The 19,048-nt window shown below is 59.9% G+C and carries 16 protein-coding genes; 13 read left to right on the top strand and 3 right to left on the bottom strand.

The features are described from left to right. The first annotated feature begins 13 nt into the window (after nucleotides 1-13). The gene (locus ACP7DE_RS07995; protein ID WP_426071593.1) at nucleotides 14-463 is read left to right on the top strand and encodes a MarR family winged helix-turn-helix transcriptional regulator; all 450 of its coding nucleotides are present in this window, start codon (nucleotides 14-16) and stop codon (nucleotides 461-463) included. 37 nt (nucleotides 464-500) lie between these two features. Here ACP7DE_RS07995 and cqsA read toward each other — a convergent pair whose 3' ends face one another. Further along, entirely contained in the window at nucleotides 501-1,748 is a 1,248-nt protein-coding gene (gene cqsA / locus ACP7DE_RS07990; RefSeq protein ID WP_426071592.1) for an alpha-hydroxyketone-type quorum-sensing autoinducer synthase, read from the bottom strand. A 152-nt stretch (nucleotides 1,749-1,900) separates the two neighbouring features. On the opposite strand from cqsA, the gene ACP7DE_RS07985 reads away from it, so the two are divergent. Further along, the gene (locus ACP7DE_RS07985) at nucleotides 1,901-3,199 is read left to right on the top strand and encodes a sensor histidine kinase (protein ID WP_426071591.1); all 1,299 of its coding nucleotides are present in this window, start codon (nucleotides 1,901-1,903) and stop codon (nucleotides 3,197-3,199) included. A 3-nt stretch (nucleotides 3,200-3,202) separates the two neighbouring features. Next, nucleotides 3,203-4,204, top strand: coding sequence for a response regulator (locus ACP7DE_RS07980; RefSeq protein ID WP_426071590.1), 1,002 nt, complete (start codon nucleotides 3,203-3,205; stop codon nucleotides 4,202-4,204). Here the strand turns inward: ACP7DE_RS07980 and ACP7DE_RS07975 are convergent. Together ACP7DE_RS07975 and ACP7DE_RS07970 are read right to left on the bottom strand one after the other, a co-directional pair. Then, the gene (locus ACP7DE_RS07975) at nucleotides 4,201-6,744 is read right to left on the bottom strand and encodes an ABC transporter permease (protein ID WP_426071589.1); all 2,544 of its coding nucleotides are present in this window, start codon (nucleotides 6,742-6,744) and stop codon (nucleotides 4,201-4,203) included. The two genes, ACP7DE_RS07980 and ACP7DE_RS07975, sit on opposite strands and share 4 nt — an antisense overlap. A gap of 36 nt (nucleotides 6,745-6,780) precedes the next feature. Beyond that, the gene (locus tag ACP7DE_RS07970; protein WP_426071588.1) at nucleotides 6,781-7,812 is read right to left on the bottom strand and encodes an adenosine deaminase; all 1,032 of its coding nucleotides are present in this window, start codon (nucleotides 7,810-7,812) and stop codon (nucleotides 6,781-6,783) included. On the opposite strand from ACP7DE_RS07970, the gene ACP7DE_RS07965 reads away from it, so the two are divergent. The 10 genes from ACP7DE_RS07965 (at nucleotide 7,811) to ACP7DE_RS07920 (ending at nucleotide 18,975) form a co-directional block, all read left to right on the top strand. Then, nucleotides 7,811-8,056, top strand: coding sequence for a hypothetical protein (locus ACP7DE_RS07965; protein ID WP_426071587.1), 246 nt, complete (start codon nucleotides 7,811-7,813; stop codon nucleotides 8,054-8,056). The genes ACP7DE_RS07970 and ACP7DE_RS07965 overlap by 2 nt on opposite strands. Before the next feature lie 326 nt (nucleotides 8,057-8,382). Continuing rightward, nucleotides 8,383-10,305, top strand: a complete 1,923-nt coding sequence (locus tag ACP7DE_RS07960) for a PrkA family serine protein kinase (protein ID WP_426071586.1) — start codon at nucleotides 8,383-8,385, stop codon at nucleotides 10,303-10,305. A gap of 72 nt (nucleotides 10,306-10,377) precedes the next feature. After that, entirely contained in the window at nucleotides 10,378-11,646 is a 1,269-nt protein-coding gene (locus ACP7DE_RS07955; RefSeq protein WP_426071585.1) for a YeaH/YhbH family protein, read from the top strand. After that, entirely contained in the window at nucleotides 11,646-13,247 is a 1,602-nt protein-coding gene (locus ACP7DE_RS07950) for a SpoVR family protein (protein WP_426071772.1), read from the top strand. Before ACP7DE_RS07955 ends, ACP7DE_RS07950 begins: the two co-directional genes overlap by 1 nt. Nucleotides 13,248-13,785: 538 nt before the next feature. Beyond that, nucleotides 13,786-14,442: an energy transducer TonB gene (locus ACP7DE_RS07945; protein WP_219135966.1), complete on the top strand. Its 657-nt coding sequence runs from the start codon at nucleotides 13,786-13,788 to the stop codon at nucleotides 14,440-14,442. Between the two features lie 86 nt (nucleotides 14,443-14,528). Further along, complete coding sequence (locus tag ACP7DE_RS07940) at nucleotides 14,529-15,458, top strand: MotA/TolQ/ExbB proton channel family protein (protein ID WP_167468694.1); 930 nt, start codon at nucleotides 14,529-14,531, stop codon at nucleotides 15,456-15,458. Between the two features lie 5 nt (nucleotides 15,459-15,463). After that, nucleotides 15,464-15,892, top strand: coding sequence for an ExbD/TolR family protein (locus ACP7DE_RS07935; protein WP_100874176.1), 429 nt, complete (start codon nucleotides 15,464-15,466; stop codon nucleotides 15,890-15,892). Nucleotides 15,893-15,997: 105 nt separating this feature from the next. Further along, nucleotides 15,998-16,429: an ExbD/TolR family protein gene (locus ACP7DE_RS07930; RefSeq protein WP_180977327.1), complete on the top strand. Its 432-nt coding sequence runs from the start codon at nucleotides 15,998-16,000 to the stop codon at nucleotides 16,427-16,429. Between the two features lie 78 nt (nucleotides 16,430-16,507). After that, nucleotides 16,508-17,719, top strand: a complete 1,212-nt coding sequence (locus ACP7DE_RS07925) for a hypothetical protein (protein WP_426071584.1) — start codon at nucleotides 16,508-16,510, stop codon at nucleotides 17,717-17,719. A gap of 284 nt (nucleotides 17,720-18,003) precedes the next feature. Further along, the gene (locus ACP7DE_RS07920; RefSeq protein WP_426071583.1) at nucleotides 18,004-18,975 is read left to right on the top strand and encodes a bifunctional riboflavin kinase/FAD synthetase; all 972 of its coding nucleotides are present in this window, start codon (nucleotides 18,004-18,006) and stop codon (nucleotides 18,973-18,975) included. The last annotated feature ends 73 nt before the right edge of the window (nucleotides 18,976-19,048 follow it).

Below are 19,048 nucleotides of genomic sequence, written 5' to 3'. Positions count from 1 at the left end.
TAAAATGGCAACCATGACCGATCACATTTCCCCCTCGCCGGACGGCGCCAGCGCGCTGGACTTCTGCCTGCGCCTGGCGCGCGCCCAGGCGCTGCTGGTGCGCCGCTTCGACAGCGCCCTGGGCAATTTGCATGGCCTGAGCTTCAGCGACTATCAATTGCTGTATCAGCTGCAGCGCGCACCTGGTGCGCGCCTGCGGCGCATCGACCTGGCCGAGCGCCTGGCGCTGACGGCCTCGGGCGTCACGCGCTCCTTGATGCCGCTGGAAAAGATCGGCCTGGTGGCGCGCCAGGCCGATGTGCGCGACGCGCGCGTCGGCTATGCCGTGCTGACTGCCGCCGGCCAGGAATTGCTGGGACATGCCAACGCCACCGCGCATGCGGTGGGCCGCGAATTGCTGCAGGACGCACCGGCAGAGCAGCTGGGAGCGCTATCCGCCGTCCTGGGCAAGCTGGCCGGCTGACGCTGTCAAGCGGCTGACGCCGGCGCTGGTGCCGGCCCTACACGAGCGCCAGCTTGCGCATGCGCCGCGTCGACGGCCAATGTTCCACGTGCACTTCGGCGCGCACTGCCGCGCAGGCGGCCAGCAGCCTGGCGATGCCCGTCTCGTCGAGTCCAGCGTTGAGGGTCAGTCGCACGAGGGCCCGGTTCTTCGCCGTTGCCGGGGCACAAAACATGGCGCCGTAAATGCCATGCCGCTCCAGCGCCTGGCGCAGAGCCAGTGTGGCCGGTTCGCCACCTGCTTCCAGCGCCACGATCTGCTCCGTGCCGTCGCTGACGTTGTAGCCGAGCGCGCTCAATCCCTGGCGCACCTGCAGCGTGTGGCGCCGCAAAATGGCGCGGCGCGCGTCGGCGGCCATAATGAAATCGAGCGCCGCGTCCAGCCATGCCAGCTCGTGGGCCAGCAGGCAGGAGCTGAAGATGGCAGGACGCGATTCGGACAAGAAATATCCCTTGAAGCGGCTGGAACAACTGATGAAACCGGCACGTCCCGCAAAGGCCTTGGCCAGCGACGCCGTGCGGAAATGCACGCGGTGGCCCAGGCCCCAGGCCTCCACCAGGCCCGCGCCTTGCGGGCCATGCGTGCCCAGCGAGTGGGACTCGTCGACCACCACCACGCAGTCGCCGCGCTCGGCAATGTCCAGCAGTTCCAGCAGCGGCGCCACGCTGCCGTTGGTACTGTACAGGGCATCGACGACGATCACGCCGCGGCCATGTTTTTCCACTTGACGCTGCAGGTGCGCCATGTCGTTGTGCAAGAAGGCGACGGCCTGGGTCTGCGCCGACAGCACGCCTTCCCACAGCGAGGCGTGGGCCTGCATGTCCAGGTAGACGGGGATGCCGGGGCCGGCGATACACTGCAGCAAGCCAACATTGGCCGCCATGCCGGACTGCGCCAGGATGCCATCCTCGCAGCCCATGAAGCGGGCCAGCCGGCTTTCCAGCCGATGCTGTTCGCTGCCTTCCTGCAAGTACACGGCCGACATCAGCATGCCGCCCGCGTTCGCCTGCAGGGAAGCCACCTGGGCCGCCACCAGCGCCGGCTCGGCGGCGATGGAAAGATAGTCATTACCCGCCAGAAAAATGGCATGGGCGGGTGTCGGTTGCCAGGCATGGGGATGCTGTCCTCCCAGCAGTTTTTCAATGCGCGTGATGTGATGCGCATCCATGCGCCGCACGATGTAGTCGGGCAGGCAGTGTTCGGCGCGGTCGAAGGATGGGGCGTGCAAGCTGGTAGCGATGGTCATGGGTTTTCTCCTGGGGAAAGGTTTGCTGCGGATTAAAGCCTTCACCGTGTTGCCAACCCATCCATTGACGTATATCAATGTCCGTCGAGATAACCGTACAAACAAGAAAAATTACGCGATGATAATGTTCTGACGAGGATCAAGGCAGAGTCATGACGCAGCAATGGCAAGGAGGATGGACACACTGGCGCAGGCGCCTGCTCCATTCGCTGCTACATGAACGCGTGCCGCATGAAAACCTGGCCAGCCGCGTCGCCATGCTGGCCGCCGTGGGCACGGTGGCAATGCCGCTGTACTACCTGCTGTGGCAATTTTTTTTCCCACAAGCCTATGAAAACCTGACCCTGCGCCTGACGGGCGTGGGCATCTGCGTGGCAGGCCTGTTTGCGCGCCGCTTCTCGGTCCGCTGGCTGTCGCGCTACCTGCTGTTCGCGCTCAGCTACATCCTGCCCTTCTTCTTTACCTTCATGTTTCTGATGAATCATGCCTCGTCCATCTGGAGCCAATCGCTGCTGATCGGCCTGGTGGTGCTGTTTCATTTCGAAACGGGCCTGGCCTGCCGCGCCTACCTGATCGGTACGGGCGCCGCCTGCCTGGCCGTCGTCCTGCAAGGGGAAGGCGCCTACCTGCTGCAGCCTGAAGTGCTGCAGCAATTGCCCGTGCACTGGTTCACCATCGCCGCGCTGTCCGTGGTAAAAGTGGGCAGCAAGGTACTGGAACGGGAACGGCTGGCGGGCATGGCGGCCGGGCTCGGTTCCGTGGCGCACGAACTGCGCACGCCACTGACCAGCGTGGAAGCGAATGTGCGCGGCATGCGCAGGCTGCTGCCGCAGTTGGCTGGCCAGGCGGACGATATGCCGCCGCTGCTGGATGCGCTGTCGCGTATCCAGTTCGAAGTGCGCCACATGCAGCACATGATCGATTTGTTCCTGATGAGCGCCAGTGCCGTGAACCGCAACCTGCAGCCCAGCCAGACGCTATCGATGCTGGCGATGGTGAACGCCGTGCTCAGGCGCTACCCGTTTACCGGCAAGCTGCAGCGGGCCAGCGTCGCGGTGGACTTACGCACCGACTTCCAGTTCGCTGGCCAGGACGAACTGTGCGTGGTGATCCTGCTGAACCTGCTGAGAAATGCGCTGAAAGCCATCCAGCGCGCCGGCAAGGGCCGCGTGCGCATCATCATCGACGGCGCCCGCCCTGTGCCCAGGCTGCTGTTCATCGACACCGGCTGCGGCATCGCGCCTGCCCGCCTGCCGTTGATCTTCGAGCGTTTTTATTCCTATCCCGTGCATAACGGCAGCGGCATCGGTCTGGCACTGTGCTGGCAGATCGTCACCGCCTGGCAAGCGCGCATCCGCTGCGTATCGCGCGAGCATGCGTATGCGGTCTTCATCCTGGAATTTCCCCAGCCCCTGCCTTCCCGCTTCCAACCCTCTTCTCCCGCAAGGTGACGCATGCAACTGCCCGTCTACACCCATCCGTCCCTGACCGTATTGATCGACGACAGCGATTCCTTCCTGAAAAGCCTGGCGTTCCAGCTCGATCCCGGCCTGGCGCGCAAGACTTTCCACGACACCAGCAGTGCGCTGCACTGGCTGCGCCACAGCACGCAACTGGGCGAGACGCCACTGCACGTCAATTTCGATACGCAAAACCTGCCGCCCGACCAGTGCAACGTGGCACTCGATCTCGACCGCATCTGGCGCATCAGCGGCCAGGCACAGCGCTTCGCCGTGCCTTCCGTGCTGGTGGTCGATTATTCGATGCCGCAAATGAATGGCCTGGAATTCTGCCAGGCGGTACGCGACTTGCCGTGCAAGAAGATCTTATTTACAGGGGCGGCCGATGAAAAAGTGGCCGTGACAGCCTTCAACCGGGGCTTGATCGACCGCTACATCAAAAAGAGCGACGACGATGCGCTCGATGTCCTGGAACAGGAAGTCCATACCCTGCAACGCGAATTCTTCCTGCAGCAGTCGGACACCGTGCGCGACTTGCTATTGCTGCACGACTATAGTTTCCTGCAAGACGAAGCCCTGACCATGGTGGTGCACGCGCTGTGCCAGCGCCATGGCTTCGTCGAGTTTTACATCTTTCCCAATCCCAGCGGCATCCTGTTCTTCACGCGCGATGGCCACGCCAAGCTGATGATCATCGAGACGGAACGCAGCCTGCACACGCAGTACGAAATGGCGCGCGACAGCGACGCACCGGAATCCTTGCTGCTGGCCCTGCTGGAAATGCGCGTGATCCCGTACTTTTCCGACGCCGACAGCGACGGCATGTATGCGGCGCACATCGGCGAAAACTGGTTCCGCTATTGCGCCGCGCCCACCATCTGCCTGGGCCGCGTGACATATTTCTGGGCCCTGTTTGACGTGCCGCCGCACCAGCTGGGGCAGCCGGTTATGTCCTACGCGCAATTTTTACGCGCACAGGCGGGCGACAGCGCCTAGCTTTCCCGTAGCGTTTGCAGCGGCGGATGTTTCAAGACATTGCGCAAGCCCAGCCAGCCGCCGGCGATCGCGCACAGGGCGCCGGCCAGTAAACCAAAGGCCCACACGCCCGGTGCGAAGCTCCAGGCGAACTTGAACTGATACGTGGCCAGGGCCCAGCCCATGGCGGCCGCGCCCGTGGCCGCCAGCAAGCCGGCCAGCGCGCCTACCAGCGAGAATTCGATCAGCTGCGCCTGCGCCAGCTGGCGCCGCGTGGCGCCCAGCGCGCGCAGCAGGCCCGCTTCGCGCGTGCGCTCGTCCTGCGAGCCCATCAGCGCTGCATACAGCACCAGCAAGCCCGACGCCAGGGTAAAGGCAAACAGGAATTCGACGGCCGTCACCACCTGGTCCAGCACGCCCTGGATTTGCTTGAGCACGCCGCCCACGTCCACCACCGTCAGGTTCGGGTAATCGCGCAGCAAGGCATTGCCCAGGTCCGCCTGCGCGGGCGCGGACGCGGTAGGCAAATGAAACGCCGTGATCCACGTCTGCGGCGTGTCCGCCATGGCGGCCGGATTGATGATGACAAAGAAATTGACGCGCATCGAACCCCATTCCAGCTTGCGCAAACTGGTGATGGCCGCTTCGACGGGTTGGCCGGCGATATCGAAGCGCAGCTTGTCGCCCAGTTTCAATTTCAGGGTCTTGGCGATGCCCTCTTCCACCGAGGCTTCTGCCGGCGCGCCGGGCGCATTGCTGAACCACTTGCCAGCCACAAGCTTGTTTTCTTCCTGCATGGTAGCCATCGTCGACAAATTGAATTCGCGGTCGGCCAGGCCCTTGGCGCGGTCATCCTGGTAAGTCTCTTCCGTGATGGCCTTGCCATTCACGGCCACCAGGCGCCCGCGTATCATCGGATACAAGGGCGCGTTGACCACGCCAGCCTGCGCCAGGCGCGCGGTGATCGGGTCTTTTTGCTCGGGCAGAATATTGATCATGAAACGGTTCGGCGCGTCGGGCGGCGTGGCGTTGCGCCAGGCCACCATCAAGTCGCCGCGCACCACGGTCAGCAGCAGCAAGGCCATCAGGCCCAAGGCCAAGGACACCACCTGGATCACCGTGGCGCCCGGGCGGCGCTGCAAGGAGGTGACGGCAAAGCGCCAACCCTGGTGATTGAAGGCGCCGCGCAGGCTTTTCAACGACTTGATGCCCAGCCAGCCGGCCAGGCCGAACAGGGCAAAGCCGCCCAGGAAGCCGGCCGCCGTCAGCAGCGCCAGTTTCACGTCGCCCGCCTGCCACAAGAGCAGCACGACGAAGGCGGCGATGCCCAGGCCGTAGGTCGCCAGGGCCAGCGCCTGCGGCGGCTCTTGTTCGCGGCGGATCACGCGGTTGTGCGGCACATTGCGCAACTGCAAAATCGGCGGCAGGGCAAAACCCAGCAGCAACAGCATGCCGGTGGCCACGCCCTGCAGCGCGGGCAGCATCGAGACGGGTGGCAAGTCGCTCTGTACCAGCTTGCCCAACAGCTCCAGCAGCACCAAATGGCCGCCGAAGCCCACCATCACGCCGACCACGCTGCCGGCCAGGCCCACGAGCAGGAATTCGATCACATACATGGCCGTGACCTGATTTTGCGTCAAGCCCAGGCAGCGCAGCATGGCGCACGCATCCAGGTGGCGCAACATGAAGCGGCGCGCCGCCATGGCCACGGCGACAGCCGCCAGCATGGCCGACAGCAAGCCGACCAGCGACAGGAAGCGGTCGGCGCGGTCCAGGGTCGATTGCATCTGCGGACTGCCCGATTCCAGCGATTCGATGCGCACGCCCTTGATCGCTTGCGTCTTGATCTGGCTTTCCAGCCAGGCTTGATATTGCGCAAGCTCGGCCGCCTTGGCCGGCGCCGCCGACAGCAGCAAGCGGTAAGACACGCGCGAACCGTTCTGTACCAGCGCCGTGGCGGCCAGGTCGGACAGGGGCAGCATCACGCGCGGCGCGAAATTCAAAAAGGAGGCGCCGCGGTCCGGCTCGCTGGCGATCAGTTGCGTGACCGTAAATGCCTTGTCGCCCAGTGTCAAGGTGTCGCCCAGCTTGACGTTCAGGTTGGACAGAATTGCCGCGTCGACCCACAGGGTGCCGGGCGCGGGCACCTGGCTGGTCGGCTGGCCGACGGCATCCTGCGCCTCGCTGGTGCTGGTGGTGATTTTCAGCTTGCCGCGCTGCGGGTAGCCGGGCGAGACGGCCTTGATGGATGCCAGTTGCGAGCTCGATTGTTCGCCCTCGCCCGCCTGTGCCATGCTGGGAAAGGTCACCGTGTCGGCCAAAGTAAAACCACGCTTCTGCGCTTCGGCGCGCCACGCCGCATTGACGGGCTGGTCGGCGCTGATGACCAGGTCGGCCCCCAACAGCTGGTGCGCGTCGCGGTTCAGGCCCGCGCGCAAGCGGTCGACGAAGAAGCCCACGGCCGACAGGGCCGCCACGGCCACGATCAGCGCGACGAGCAGGAAACGCAATTGCCCGGCGCGCCAGTCGCGGCCGGTCATTTTCAGGGAGAGGCGGAGCATAAGCGGCGGGTCTTTATGAACGTGGATAGTGATGCGTTATTGCGCTGCGCCGTGGGCGGCCGCGTGCCGGGCGAAATACGCATCGACAATGGCGAGGAAGGCATCTTTCTGCGCCTGCGGCAGGAAGGCGGCGATGAAACCGTTGCGCGCCAGGCGTTGCGCGTGGGACAGGCCCAGCGGCAAGGCATCAAAAATGGCGTCGAAATTGTCGTTCATGTAGCCGCCGAAGTAGGCGGGATCGTCCGAGTTCACCGTCACCAGCAGGCCGGCGTCGAGCAACTGCACCAGGTTATGCTCATGCATCTGGTCAAACACGCGCAGCTTGGTATTCGACAAGGGGCAGACGGTGAGCGCAATTTGTTCGCGCGCCAGGCGGATCGTCAGTTCCGCGTCTTCCAGGCAGCGCACGCCATGGTCGATGCGTTCGACTTTTAAGTCGTCGAGCGCCGTGCGGATGTAGGCTGGCGGGCCTTCTTCGCCTGCATGGGCCACCAGGTGCAGGCCCAACTCGCGGCAACGGGCAAACACGCGCGAGAATTTCTCGGGCGGGTTGCCCACTTCCGAAGAATCGAGGCCGATGCCGATGAATTTGTCGCGGTGCGGCAGCGCGTCTGCCAGCGTCTCGAACGCTTCTTCCTCGCTCAAATGACGCAGGAAGCACAGGATCAGGGACGCGCTGACGGGGCTGTCCTGACAGGCGCGGTGGATGCCATTGATCACGTCGGCAATGGGCACGCCGCGCGCCGTGTGCGTTTGCGGGTCGAAGAAAATTTCCGTGTGCAAGACATTGTCCGTCTCGGCGCGGCGCAGATAGGCTTGCGTCATGTCATAGAAATCCTGCTCTTTCAAGAGCACGCTTGCGCCAGCGTAATAAATGTCGAGAAAAGACTGCAAATCCGTAAAAGCATAGGCGCTGCGCAAGTGTTCCACCGATTCATAGCCCAGCGGCACGCCATTGCGCTCTGCCAGTGCGAAAATCAGTTCTGGCTCCAGCGAGCCTTCGATATGGATATGCAGTTCGGCCTTCGGCATGCCGCGGACGATCGCGCGCAATGGGGGGTTCATCATGGGTGTTCCTTATTGGGTGGCAATAAAAGTGCTGGCACGCGCACGCGCGGCGCGCAGGGCCATCAGACATGCAGGCATCTTAGCGCAAGATGGCCGGTCTCACCGGCGGCCGGCCGCCATGGCGGTGGCAACAGCAGCGGCATGGCCGGCACCGGCACGCGCTGGCGAATTGTCGTATGATGATTTAAAAGGTACAAAAAAATTCATTGAAATCGACGAAAAACTTGATGATTTATCCAATTAAATCAACAATTTACAAACAAGTATTAAGGATATGCTGACATATCTTTTGACTTCCTGATCCTTTAGAGCAATAATAAATTTCATGGGGTAAGGTAGGTGCAACAAGCGCTATCAACAGTGAAAAAAAGCCGGCTGGCCACGTCAGCGCACGGCATCAAGCGCCAGTTTTTTGGTCCGGGCAATCCGGACTCGCAAAGACAGCCGGGCTTGAAACAACAATAAAAATTGGTGCGGGGTACAGGAAAAGTTCAGACGGCAAGCCCAGGCGAGTGCCAGGAGGGCGGCCATGGTGACTGGCAGTACAGGTTTACATTAAAGGACATTGACATGACCATTTTTGATAACTATGCAGCACGCTACGAGCGCACCCGCGAAGAGGAAATGTCGCTCACCGAATACCTGGCCCTGTGCAAGAAGGACAAGCTGACCTATGCCAGCGCGCCCGAACGCATGCTGGCCGCCATCGGCGAGCCGCAACTGGTCGACACGCGCAACGACACGCGCTTGTCGCGCATCTTCGCCAACAAGATCATCAAGATCTATCCCGCCTTCCGCGAGTTCTACGGCACTGAGGAAGTCATCGAGCAAGTCGTCTCGTATTTCCGCCACGCCGCGCAAGGCTTGGAAGAACGCAAGCAGATCCTGTATCTGCTGGGGCCTGTCGGCGGCGGCAAGTCGTCGATCGCGGAAAAACTCAAGTCGCTGATGGAACACGTGCCCTTCTATTGCCTGAAAGGCTCGCCCGTCAACGAATCGCCGCTGGGCCTGTTCAACGAGGAAGAGGACGGCACCATCCTGGAAGAGGATTACGGCATCCCGCGCCGCTACCTGCGCAACATCCCCAGCCCGTGGGCCGTCAAGCGCCTGCACGAATACAATGGCGATATCAACCAGTTCCGCGTCGTCAAGCGCTATCCATCCGTACTGAAACAGATCGCCATCTCGAAGACGGAGCCGGGCGATGAAAACAACCAGGATATTTCTTCGCTGGTGGGCAAGGTCGACATCCGCAAACTGGAAGATTACGCCCAGGATGACCCGGACGCCTACAGCTATTCGGGCGGCCTGTGCCTGGCCAACCAGGGCTTGATGGAATTCGTGGAAATGTTCAAGGCGCCCATCAAGGTCTTGCATCCGCTGCTGACGGCCACGCAGGAAGGCAATTACAAAGGCACGGAAGGTTTTGGCGCGATTCCGTTCGACGGCATCATCCTGGCCCACTCGAACGAGTCGGAATGGAAGACCTTTAAAAACAACCGCAACAATGAGGCCTTCCTTGACCGTATCTATATCGTCAAGGTGCCGTACTGCCTGCGCGTGACCGATGAAATCAAAATCTACGACAAGCTGGTGGCCAATTCCTCGCTGGTGAAGGCCCCGTGCGCGCCCGGCACCCTGCGCATGATGGCGCAGTTCGCCATCCTGTCACGCCTGAAAGACCCGGAAAACTCCAGCATTTTCTCGAAGATGCTCGTCTACGACGGCGAAAACCTCAAGGATACAGACCCGAAAGCCAAGTCCATGCACGAATACGTCGATTACGCGGGCGTGGACGAGGGCATGAACGGCCTGTCGACGCGTTTTGCCTTCAAGATCCTGTCGAAAGTGTTCAACTTTGATAATTCCGAAGTAGCCGCCAATCCCGTGCACTTATTATATGTACTGGAACAACAGGTCGAGCGCGAGCAGTTCGCGCCGGAACTCGAACAGCGCTACTTCTCCTATATTAAAGAGCACCTGGCGCAGCGCTATGTGGAATTCATCGGCAAGGAAATCCAGACGGCTTACCTGGAAAGCTATTCGGAATACGGGCAAAACATTTTCGACCGCTACGTGACGTTTGCCGATTTCTGGATACAAGACCAGGAATACCGCGATCCGGATACGGGCGAAAGCTTCGACCGCGAATCGCTGAACAATGAACTCGAGAAGATCGAGAAGCCGGCGGGCATTTCCAATCCAAAGGACTTCCGCAATGAAATCGTGAACTTCGGACTGCGCGCGCGGGCGTCGAATGGCGGCAAGAATCCCGCCTGGACCAGTTATGAAAAGTTCCGCACCGTGATCGAAAAGAAAATGTTCTCGAATACGGAGGAATTGCTGCCCGTGATTTCTTTCAATGCCAAGGCCAGTGCCGACGATGCCAACAAGCACGCCGACTTCGTGGCCCGCATGGTGGAAAAAGGCTATACGGCCAAGCAGGTACGCCTGTTATGCGAATGGTACTTGCGCGTACGCAAGTCATCCTAGCGCGGACAGCGGAGGCGCGCTCCCGCCCGATGACTGGCGGGGCGCGCAAGACGAGAGGCAAGGAGGCACCCTTTGACATACCTCATCGACAGGCGCTTGCAAAGCAAGAATAAATCCGCCGTCAACCGCGAGCGTTTCCTGCGGCGTTACAAGGGCCAGATCAAGGATGCCGTGGGACGCGCCATCAAGGGGCGCTCGATCACGGACGTCGAGAATGGCGAAAAGGTCAGCATCCCCGTCAAGGACGTGGGCGAACCGTCGTTCGGCCACGCGCATGGGGGCGTATGGGAAGTGGTCAATCCCGGCAACAAGGAATACTTGAAAGGCGACCAGATCGCCCGGCCGAAAGGCGGCGGTGGCGGCGGGCGGGGCAAGGCGGGCAATAGCGACGAGACGACGGAAGACGATTTCATCTTCGAATTGTCGCGCGAAGAATTCATGAATTATTTCTTCGAGGACTTGGAATTGCCGCACATGGTGAAAACCCAGTTGACGGCCACCACAGAATTCAAGAACCAGCGCGCCGGCTACAATATGTCGGGCACGCCATCGAACATCCATGTGCTGCGTTCCCTGCGCGGCGCGCTCGGGCGGCGCATCGCCGTCGGCGGCGGCGCCCGCAAGCAGCTGGCGCAGGCCGAAGAAGACCTGGCCGCCCTGCTGCACGAAGGCGCGCCCGACAGCGATCCGCTGGTGGTGGAGCTGCGCCGCCTGATCCACCACCTGCATACGCGCTTGCTGGCGATTCCCTTCATCGACCCGTTCGATTTACGCTACAGCAACCGCATCAAGGTGCCCAAGCCCATGACGCAGGCCGTCATGTTTTGCATCATGGACGTCTCCGGCTCCATGGACGAATCGCGCAAGGACACGGCCAAGCGCTTCTTCATCCTGTTGTATCTGTTCCTCAAGCGCGCCTACGACAAGATCGAGGTCGTCTTCATCCGCCACCATACGGCGGCGGCGGAAGTGGACGAGCATGAATTCTTCAATTCGCGCGAATCGGGCGGCACCGTGGTGTCTTCCGCCCTGCACTTGCTCAATACCATCATCGACGAGCGCTATGGCGCGGGGCAATGGAACAGCTATGTGGCGCAGGCTTCCGACGGCGACAATTGGGACAACGATTCCGTGCTGTGCCGCCAGTTGCTGATCAACACCATCATGCCCAAGGTGCAGTACTACACCTATGTCGAGATCACCGACGGCCCGCAGCAAAACCTGTGGGAGCAATATGCGGGCGTGCTCGACCATCACGCCCATTTCGCCATGCAAAAGATCGTCACGCCGGCCGATATCTACCCGGTCTTCCGCGAACTGTTCAAAAAACAGGTGAAATGATGAGTGCAGCCTTTGACCGCGCCAGCAACACCCCGGGCGAACCGTTCGTGCGCCTGCGCCACCCGAACGCCCTGCCCGAGCAGTCGGAATGGACCTTCGAGCTGATCGAGCAAATCCACGAGGAAATCCGCCGCGTGGCAAAACAATTCGGCCTGGATACCTATCCGAACCAGCTGGAAATCATCACGGCCGAGCAGATGATGGATGCCTACACCTCGGTCGGCATGCCCGTTTCCTACAACCACTGGTCGTTCGGCAAGCATTTTCTTTCCACCGAGAAAAGCTACAAACGAGGCCAGATGGGCCTGGCCTACGAGATCGTCATCAACTCGAACCCGTGCATCGCGTATTTAATGGAGGAAAACAGCCTGACCATGCAGTCGCTGGTGATCGCCCATGCGGCCTATGGCCATAACTCCTTCTTCAAGGGCAACTATCTATTCCGCGCCTGGACGGATGCCGATGCCATCATCGACTATATGGTGTTTGCCAAGAATTACATCGCCGAATGCGAACAGCGCCATGGCGTCGATGCGGTGGAATTGCTGCTCGACTCTTGCCACGCCATCCAGAACTATGGCGTGGACCGCTACAAGCGCCCGGCGAAACTGTCGATGGTGAAGGAATATGCGCGCCAGAAAGAGCGTGAAGCGTATGTACAGTCGCAGATCAACCAGCTGTGGCGCACCCTGCCCCGGCGTGAAGATGACGAGGAGGAGGACGACCAGCGCAAGGCCGCCCCCCGCTTTCCGCCCGAACCCGAGGAAAACCTGCTGTACTTTATAGAGAAGTACGCGCCGCTGCTGGAACCATGGCAGCGCGAGATGGTGCGCATCGTGCGCAAGATTTCCCAGTATTTCTATCCGCAGCGGCAAACCCAGGTGATGAACGAGGGTTGGGCCACCTTCTGGCACTACACCATATTGAACCAGTTGTATGACGAAGGCGTGGTGGGCGACGGCTTCATGATGGAATTTCTGAAAAGCCATACCAACGTGGTCTACCAGCCGCCCATCGACAGCCCCTACTACAGCGGCATCAACCCGTATGCGCTGGGTTTTGCCATGATGAGCGATATCCGCCGCATCTGCGAGCATCCGACCGATGAAGACCGCGCCTGGTTCCCTGACATCGCCGGCAGCGACTGGCGCAAGAGCCTGGACTTTGCCATGCGCAATTTCAAGGATGAAAGCTTCATCGCCCAGTATTTGTCGCCGCGGCTGATCCGCGAATTCCATTTCTTTGCGGTGCTCGACGACGACAAGAATGAAAAACTGGCCATTTCCGCCATCCACGACGATGCCGGCTACCGCTACGTGCGCCAGCAACTGGCCGAACAGTACAACCTCGGCAACCGCGAGCCGAATATCCAGGTCTGGTCCGTCAATACGCGCGACGACCGCGCATTGACCTTGCGCCACACGCAATTCCTGCGCCGCCCGCTGAACCAGCAGGCAGCCGAAGTGCTCAAGCACGTGGCACGGCTGTGGGGCTTCGATGTGCACCTCGATACGGTCGATCCGCACGGCGTCGTCCTGGGCACCCTGAATTGCCGGCGCGAAAAGCGCAACCGCCGCGACGATGCGCCGGCACGGCCATAAGTGATCTTCTTGGCAATGATTTTAGCAAGAACATAAGCGCATCCTATGCCGCCATAGGAATTCCGTATGGCCTGGCGACGTCGACACGGCCGCCGGGAGCGTCTTTTTTGACCTGGATGAAGTGCCTTTCGCACCCGATTGGTGCGCACCGATGGCTAAGTGGTCTGGTTCCGAGGCAAAATATTTCCCCAGGGAAATATTTTTCTCCAAATTTAGCAGTTTCCATATTGAATATCACGAAATATAATTCCGTCATAAGGGCACATCGGAGAACTTAGCAGTGGTAGCCCAAAACGGCTGTAAAAAACCGATAAGACCGCCTTTTTTTATGTCCGAAAGCGTGCAAAGATGACATAAGCAAGTACGTTTTCAGGGCGCAAAAGCGCCAAAAATTTAACCGGTTTTAGGCGTTAAAAATCTGTGTAAAATAAAGAATTCGTATGTATAATTCGGCGACGTCCCGGATACGGCTGGAGCTTTGTGTCGTCATTTTGGGGTTCAGTTGCAAGACAAGAGATGGTATTTGGAGAAAGCAGGCATGAATTTTTCGAACGAGAAAAGTCCCAAGAACTACACAGGCATAACCGTCGTTGTCCTGCTGCACGTTCTCGCGGCTTACGGGATCGCGACGGGCTTGGGCAAGCGGTTGGTCACCAAAATGATGGAACCGGTTGAAACCAAGATTATCGAGGAAGTCAAACCGCCTCCACCGAAGGATCTTCCACCGCCACCACCGCCGCCAGAAATGAAAGCGCCACCGCCGCCATTCATTCCGCCAGTCGAGGTGAACGTGCAGCAGCCGCCACCACAACAGAACGTGATTGCAAATACGACTGCTGTGAAGCCAGCCACGAATGTATTGGCACCGCCAACGGCGCCTGCACAGCCTGCGCCAACTCCTGGACCAGCCAAATCGGTGCGTACACCGGCCGTGGTTGACTTCAGTGTCTGCGAAAAACCGGCTTATCCAAAGTCGTCGCAGCGCAATGAGGAAACCGGCGTGGTGACACTGTCGTTCCTGATCGGTGTAGACGGCAAGGTCGCTGATTCGAAGATCGTGAAGTCCAGCGGCTTCAGAGACCTGGACAAAGCCGCAGTGCAAGGTATCAGCCGCTGTACATTCAAGCCGGCAACAGTTGACGGCAAGCCGGAACAAGGCTGGCAGCAAATGCAATACGTTTGGTCGCTGGATTAAAACCCGAGGCAGTTATCCCCTGTCTCACACTATGATTTCGTTGTCATTACGTTCAGCGATCTGTTATTTTTAATTTTGGAGGAAGCATGTTTAAGAATACCCGTTTGTCCGCATTTTTTGCCGCGGTTCTGTTGTCCGTTACCGCTACTACCGCTCTGGTAGCAGCTCCGGCATTCGCTGACGCGCCAGCATCGGCTGCCGCTTCGGCTCCTGCGGCAGACGCTGCACCAGCACCAGTTGCCGCAGATGCCGCCGCTCCAGCAGCAGACGCAGCAGCTCCAGCCGCTGATGCAGCCGCTCCAGCCAAAACCGAAGAAGTGCACAACCCGTTCGGCCTGTCCGCAGTATGGGACGGCGGCTTCGTGCCACGCGCTACCCTGATCATCCTGTCCATCATGTCGATCGGCAGCTGGTACATCATCATCACCAAGCTGCTGGATCAAATGAAGATCTTCAAGCAAGCGAAAGAAGCCGCTTCCAAATTCTGGAAAGCTCCTTCGATCGCAGCTGGTTCGGCAACCTTGAGCGAAGGCTCGCCATTCCGCTTCATCGCTGAATCGGGCACCAAGGCAACCGCGCACCATGACGGCGCCCTGCTGGAACAAATCGATCTGTCGACCTGGGTGACGATGTCGATCCAGCGCGCTTCGGACAAAGTCCAATCGCGTCTGCAAGATGGCCTGTCGTTCCTGGCAACCGTTGGTTCGACCGCACCGTTTATCGGTCTGTTCGGTACCGTTTGGGGTATTTACGGCGCGCTGACCGCTATCGGCATGACCGGTAACGCATCGATCGATAAAGTGGCAGGTCCAGTTGGCGAAGCCCTGATCATGACCGCTTTCGGTCTGCTGGTCGCCGTTCCTGCCGTTCTGGGTTACAACTGGTTGGTTCGTCGTAACAAATCCGCAATGGAAGACATCCGCTCGTTCAGCGCCGACGTTCACTCGGTTCTGGTTTCCGGCGTAATGTCGACCAGCGAAGCTGGCCGTGCTGCCGGCGCTAAAAAGATCGGATAAGAATCATGTCGATGTCCGTCGGCTCCGACAGCGGAGATGAAGATCAAGTAATGTCAGAAATCAACACGACGCCGCTCGTCGACATCATGTTGGTTTTGCTGATCATTTTCTTGATTACGAGTCCGGTTGTCCTCAAGCTGCAGAAAATCGATCTGCCGATTGAGACGAACCAAGCCCTGCAAACCAAGCCAGAGAACGTTAACATTGTTGTTAATAAGGACGGCGAGATTTACCTGGGCCAGACCAGACTGAAAGACACGAACGAGCTGTTCGATTATCTTAAAGTTGAAGCAGTGAAAGTACCGCAGCCGGAAGTACACGTTCGTGGCGACCAAGAAACACGCTACGAATCGATCGGCCGGGTTATTTACACGACCCAACGTGCCGGGATCCAGAAGGTCGGCTTCATCACCGAACCACCTGACAAGGGCTGATAGCGACTGGCAGCGGCGTCCCGGCAACACGCGGACGCCACTGCCAGAAGTTGACCGGGCGGCAGTTTCGCCCGGCGCTTCGTTGGACTTCTTAAAGGAAACACTATGAGTATGAATGTCGGTTCGGGAAGCGCAGCAGGCGCGGATCCGGAACCAATGATGGAACTGAATATGACGCCCCTCATCGACGTGATGCTGGTGCTGATTATCATGTTGATCATCACGATTCCTAAGCAAAACCACTCGGTGAACTTGAACATGCCGGTCGGCACCCCGCCGCCACCGACAACCGAACCAGTGGTCGTCACGATTGATGTCGATTTTGACGGTACGATCTTGTGGGACAATCAGGTCGTTCCTGACCGCGCTTCGCTGGAAGCCAAGCTGAGCAACGTTGCTGCGCAAGCAGACCAGCCGGAAGTGCATCTGCGTCCGAACAAGCTGGTGGAATACAAAGTCGTCGCCGGTGTGATGGCGTCGGCGCAGCGTCTGGGCGTGACCAAAATCGGTCTGGTCGGCAACGAGCAATTCCAGTAAGCTGCAGCAATCAGGTTCTCTTTACATCCGAATAGGCAGGACTTCCTGCCTATTCGCTTTTTACTGAAAGACTTTCTTATGTCCAAGTTTCGTCTCGCTCATCTCGGCCTCGTCATGGCCGCTATCGGTTTTACCGCAGCAACTCCCGTAATCGGCCTGGGCTCGCTGGCATACGCCGCGGACACCGTGCGTGCCGAAGTGGGCAAGCCACTGCAAGAAGCGCAAAAACTCGCTAGCAGCGGCAAAAACAAGGAAGCACTGGCCAAGCTGCGCGAAGCTGACAGCGTCGGCGGCAAGACCGCCTTTGAAAGCTACCAGATCGAGCGCGTGCGCGCCTCGGCCGCTGCTGCTGCCGGCGATAACGGCACCGCCATCAAGGCTTTCGAAGCCGTCATCAATTCCGGTCGCCTGAGCGCCGCCGAAGCACCAAAATTCACGCAAGCGCTGGCAGGCATGTACTACCGCGCCAAGGACTGGCCCAATACCGTCACCTGGATCAAACGCTCGCTGAAAGACCGCGACGATGCGCAGATGCGCGAATTGCTGATCCAGACCTACTACGTCAGCGGCAACTACGCCGAAGCGGCCAAGGAACTGCAAGCGCGCGGCGGCAACTCGGAAGCGAGCCTGCAAATGCTGGCCAACATCCAGTTGAAGCAAAACGACAAGGGCGGCTACGTTGCTACCCTGGAAAAACTGGCATCGAACTATCCAAAAACCAGCTACTGGGCTGACCTGCTGAACCGCGTCTCGGGCAAACCTGGCTTCTCGCAACGCCTGGGTCTGGATGTCCAGCGCCTGCGCCTGGCCAACGGCCTGTTCAGCAAGCCGTCCGAATACATGGAAATCAGCCAGCTGGCCCTGCAAGCAGGCAATCCTGGCGAAGCTTTGACCATCATCGAGCAAGGCTACAAAAAAGGCGCACTGGGCACCGGTACCGATGCACCACGTCACCAGCGCCTGAAAGATCTGGCCCTGAAAACCCAGGCCGACCTGAAAGCCAGCGCCGCCAAGTCGGAAGCGGAATACGTCAAGAACAAGGACGCCGACAGCTTGAGCAAGCTGGGCTTCGCCCTGGTCTACGACGGTCAGGCCGAGAAGGGCCTGGGCTTGATGAACGATGCCGTGAAAATGGGCACCGCCAAGTACGCGGAAGAAGCCAAGCTGCATCTGGGCATCGCCTACATCCACGCCGGCAAGAAGTCCAATGCAACGACGGCACTCAAGGCTGTCAAGGGCACCGATGGCGCTGCGGACCTGGCCCGTTACTGGACCCTCATGAACAAGTAATTGACATCGAACCCACGCTACTGCGCGTCGCGCTTTGCGGCCTGTGATGCTCACCGTACTCACGTACGGTTGCGCTTCTCGACCGCAAATCACTGCCGCTCGCTACGCTTGGGCTCGACGTTGAAAGTGCATTGAATCAATACTAAAGCGTTGCCAGCTCACCCGCCGGCAACGCTTTTTGTTATTTCAGCAGTGAAATTCGCCCTGCGCCAGCCCTGCCGGGTGTGCATCCCTGAAACAGTCCGTATAATCCCCCTTTTGGCACAGTTTTTCATCAGATTCCTATGAAGGTATTCCGCGGACTTCCCAATGCCCAGGCACGAGCGCCTTGCGCTCTGACCATCGGCAATTTTGACGGTGTCCACATCGGCCATCAAGCCTTGCTGGCGCGCGTGCGCGGCGCGGCGACCGAACTCGGCATTGAAGCGGCCGTGATGACGTTCGAACCGCACCCGCGCGAATTCTTTGCGCAGCGCGCGGGCGACTTGTCAAAGGCGCCGCAACGCATCGCCAACCTGCGTGACAAGCTGCAGTCGCTGGACGACGCCGGCATCGACCGTGTCGTCGTCGAGCATTTCAGCGCCCAGTTCGCCGCCTTGACGCCGCAGGAATTCACGGAAAAAGTCCTCGTCGACGGCTTGCACGTGAAATGGCTGATGGTCGGTGACGATTTCTGCTACGGCGCCCGACGCGCCGGCGATGTCGCCATGTTGCAGGAAGCGGGCCGCAAATATGGCTTCCATGTAGAAACATTACCTACCGTGATGAACGGCAGCACGCGCATTTCGTCGTCCGCCGTGCGCCTGGCCCTGGCCGCCGGTGATTTCCCCCTGGCCACGCAGTTGCTGGGCCATCCGTATGCCATTTCCGGCCACGTCATCCACGGTCAGAAACTGGGCCGCACCCTGGGTTTCCCCACCCTGAACCTGCGCGTGGCGCATCGCCCCGCCCTGTCCGGCATCTTCATCGTGCAGGTGCACGGCCTGGGCCCGCAGCCGCTGCCCGCCGTGGCCAGCCTCGGCGTGCGCCCTACCGTCGACGACAGCGGCCGCGTCTTGTTGGAAGTGCATCTGTTTGATTTCGCCCAGTCCTGCTACGGCAAGCTGGTACGCGTGGAGTTCCTGCAAAAGCTGCGCGACGAAGAAAAGTATGACGACTTGCCCACCCTGACGGCCGCCATCGAGCGCGATTCGAACCAGGCGCGCGCCTATTTTGAGCAGCGCAGCGGCGCCATTACCGCTACCGACCGAATTTGACGCCGGCCAACTCCGCCGTCTGGCGGCGCCTGCCGCCGCAAACCCGCTACAAAAATAGACTCCATACCATTAA

It is taken from the genome of Janthinobacterium sp. DSP2-3-3 (genome assembly GCF_049897325.1).
In the GTDB taxonomy this organism is placed as follows: Bacteria; Pseudomonadota; Gammaproteobacteria; order Burkholderiales; family Burkholderiaceae_D; genus Janthinobacterium.
Note: the sequence above shows the minus strand (reverse complement) of the source record. Positions and strands in the feature narration are given on the sequence as shown.

Coding starts and splice junctions, on each gene's coding strand:
- ACP7DE_RS07950 (WP_426071772.1), top strand. CDS start 11,646: ATGAGTGCAGCCTTTGACCGCGCCAGCAACACCCCGGGCGAACCGTTC.
- ACP7DE_RS07930 (WP_180977327.1), top strand. CDS start 15,998: ATGAGTATGAATGTCGGTTCGGGAAGCGCAGCAGGCGCGGATCCGGAA.
- ACP7DE_RS07960 (WP_426071586.1), top strand. CDS start 8,383: ATGACCATTTTTGATAACTATGCAGCACGCTACGAGCGCACCCGCGAA.
- ACP7DE_RS07940 (WP_167468694.1), top strand. CDS start 14,529: ATGTTTAAGAATACCCGTTTGTCCGCATTTTTTGCCGCGGTTCTGTTG.
- ACP7DE_RS07995 (WP_426071593.1), top strand. CDS start 14: ATGACCGATCACATTTCCCCCTCGCCGGACGGCGCCAGCGCGCTGGAC.
- ACP7DE_RS07945 (WP_219135966.1), top strand. CDS start 13,786: ATGAATTTTTCGAACGAGAAAAGTCCCAAGAACTACACAGGCATAACC.
- ACP7DE_RS07970 (WP_426071588.1), bottom strand. CDS start 7,812: ATGATGAACCCCCCATTGCGCGCGATCGTCCGCGGCATGCCGAAGGCC.
- ACP7DE_RS07935 (WP_100874176.1), top strand. CDS start 15,464: ATGTCGATGTCCGTCGGCTCCGACAGCGGAGATGAAGATCAAGTAATG.
- ACP7DE_RS07920 (WP_426071583.1), top strand. CDS start 18,004: ATGAAGGTATTCCGCGGACTTCCCAATGCCCAGGCACGAGCGCCTTGC.
- ACP7DE_RS07980 (WP_426071590.1), top strand. CDS start 3,203: ATGCAACTGCCCGTCTACACCCATCCGTCCCTGACCGTATTGATCGAC.
- ACP7DE_RS07965 (WP_426071587.1), top strand. CDS start 7,811: ATGGGTGTTCCTTATTGGGTGGCAATAAAAGTGCTGGCACGCGCACGC.
- cqsA (WP_426071592.1), bottom strand. CDS start 1,748: ATGACCATCGCTACCAGCTTGCACGCCCCATCCTTCGACCGCGCCGAA.
- ACP7DE_RS07975 (WP_426071589.1), bottom strand. CDS start 6,744: ATGCTCCGCCTCTCCCTGAAAATGACCGGCCGCGACTGGCGCGCCGGG.
- ACP7DE_RS07985 (WP_426071591.1), top strand. CDS start 1,901: ATGACGCAGCAATGGCAAGGAGGATGGACACACTGGCGCAGGCGCCTG.
- ACP7DE_RS07925 (WP_426071584.1), top strand. CDS start 16,508: ATGTCCAAGTTTCGTCTCGCTCATCTCGGCCTCGTCATGGCCGCTATC.